The sequence below is a fragment of the Streptomyces sp. NPDC111802 genome (assembly GCF_055634335.1).
On the sequence record NZ_JBVKCZ010000193.1, the window covers coordinates 1 to 2,053 of the forward strand.

1 protein-coding gene is annotated in these 2,053 nt (G+C 70.7%); it reads right to left on the bottom strand.

Annotated elements, in window-relative coordinates; translation table 11 throughout:
• On the bottom strand, window positions 1–2,035 hold a 2,035-nt coding region (locus ACZ7NC_RS45350; RefSeq protein ID WP_471498280.1), incomplete at its 3' end, for a hypothetical protein.
• Window positions 2,036–2,053 lie beyond the last annotated feature (18 nt).

Sequence of the window (2,053 nt, forward strand, 5' to 3'; positions counted from 1 at the left end):
CGGCCGCCGCCCGTGCTTCCTGGCCGACGTTGCGCGTCTCGGCCTTGATGGCGAGGTTGGCCACCGCGGTGTTGAACTGGTCGATGGATGTCGGCTCGTCCGGTCCGAGCAGGTACCGCTTGAGGTCGCCCCGGTCCTCGGCCAGCGGGTCCGCCGCGGGGTCGCGTACGGCGTCCAGCAGCTCGCCCAGCTCGGCCGCGCTGTTGGACAGGATCGTCGCGGCACGCACCGCCGTGTTCGCCCGCTTGAACTCCTCCACGCCCACCTCGGCGGAGTCCGTGACGGCGTACGGCTTGCCGCTGGCGATGAAGTCGGAGACCACGCTGGAGATGTCGGAGACCATCGCGTCGGAGACGTTGAAGCAGTCGTACAGACGCGGCTCGGCGCCCGTGATGACGCGGTGCTCGTGGCCGGGGAAGGAGCGCCAGTACGCGGCGTTCCACTCGGCGCGCAGCCGGGCGGCCTCCTCGTGCCGGGCGAGGTCGACCAGGCCGTCGCGGGTGGCCTCGGCCTCGTCGCCCTTGCCGTTGCCGTTCCCCTTGCCGTTGCCGTTCCCCTTGCCCTTGCCGTTGCTCTTGCCGGCCAGCTCGGCCAGGCGGGCCTCGATGCGGGTCAGCTCGGCCTTGGCGGCGGCCTGCGCGGCGGCATCGGCGGTGAAGCGCGGGTCGGTGGCACGCTCGGCCGCGGCCTGCTCGACCAGGGCCGTGATCCGGCGGTGCGCGGCGCCGGCCTCCTTGCTGACGGTGCCGGTGAAGGGGTGCGGCTTGTACAGCACGCGGACCGGGGGGTCGGCCTTGACCAGCTTGCTCACGATGTTCTCGCCGGCCAGCACGATCGAGGTGTTGCCCGGGTTGCCGTCCCAGCCCTCCCAGGTCGGGGCGTACAGGACCGTCGGGATCCGGCCCTCGGGGACACCGCTCCAGCCCTGGATCGGCGCCAGCTGCGGGCGGCCGACCTCGACGATGTCGTCGTCGCGGACGCCGACGTCGGCGATGGCGTAGCGGTCGCGGCCCGCCCGCCCGGCGGTCCACACCTCGTCGTAGACCTTGCTGTAGGGGTTGACGCTGGCCAGCTTGTCGCTGTCGCCGTGGCCGATGAAGACGTGCTTCATGGTCGGCACGCGCAGCAGGTGGATGTTCTTGCCGACGTTCGCGGCGTACAGCGCGACGCGCACATTGGTCAGGTCCAGGTTCATCAGGTGCACACCGCCGGGCACGCAGATGACCGGGACCGTGGTGGGCGCCAGATTGTTCAGGATGACCCGCTCACGCAGGATGATCAGCGGCTTGGAGTCCAGCTGCTCCATGGTCTGAAGCCACATGTTGACCTGGTAGGCGGAGTCCTTGGAGCCGGAGAAGTACAGCACCGTCTCAGGGCCGTACTCGGCCAGCCAGTCGTCGACGGCGGCCAGGACCTTCTCCGCGTTCGGCGGGATCTTCGCGCCGCGCACGTACGGCACCAGCGCCAGCACGTACAGCAGGCCCAGGCCCACCGTGACGCCGATGCCGATGAAACCGACCACGGCCGACTCCAGGGCGGCCGCCACGAGGATGCCGGACACCGCCGCGAGGTCGAGGTGCAGCATCTTCTCGGCGGAGCGGTGCAGCAGCTTCCGCGGCGGGGCGTCCGGGATACGGATGCGCGAGGCGAGGTCGATGTTGCGGGTGGCGACCGGCATACGGCGGCGGTTGCGGATCAGGGTGACCAGCGCGCCGTGCGGGGCCTGAAGACCGTAGAAGGCGATGAAGCAGGCGATCGCGCCGTAGTAGATCAGGTCGTCCGCCAGGCCGAGCCGGGCCAGCAGCAGGATCAGCAGCAGCTCCCTGATCAGGAAGCGGATCGACAGACCGGCCCGTACCTTGCTCAGGCGGTTGACCAGATAACTGCCCTTGCGGTGCAGATAGTGGTCCGCCAGGTACGTCACGGCGGCCGCGGCCGCGAAGGCGGCGACGCTCGGGACGAGCGCGGCCAGCATGAGCGCCGGGAAGCCCAGCATCATGAGGGCCGCCGCGGCCAGCTCGGCCGCGCTGCCCACCCGGGCGACGCGAATAGC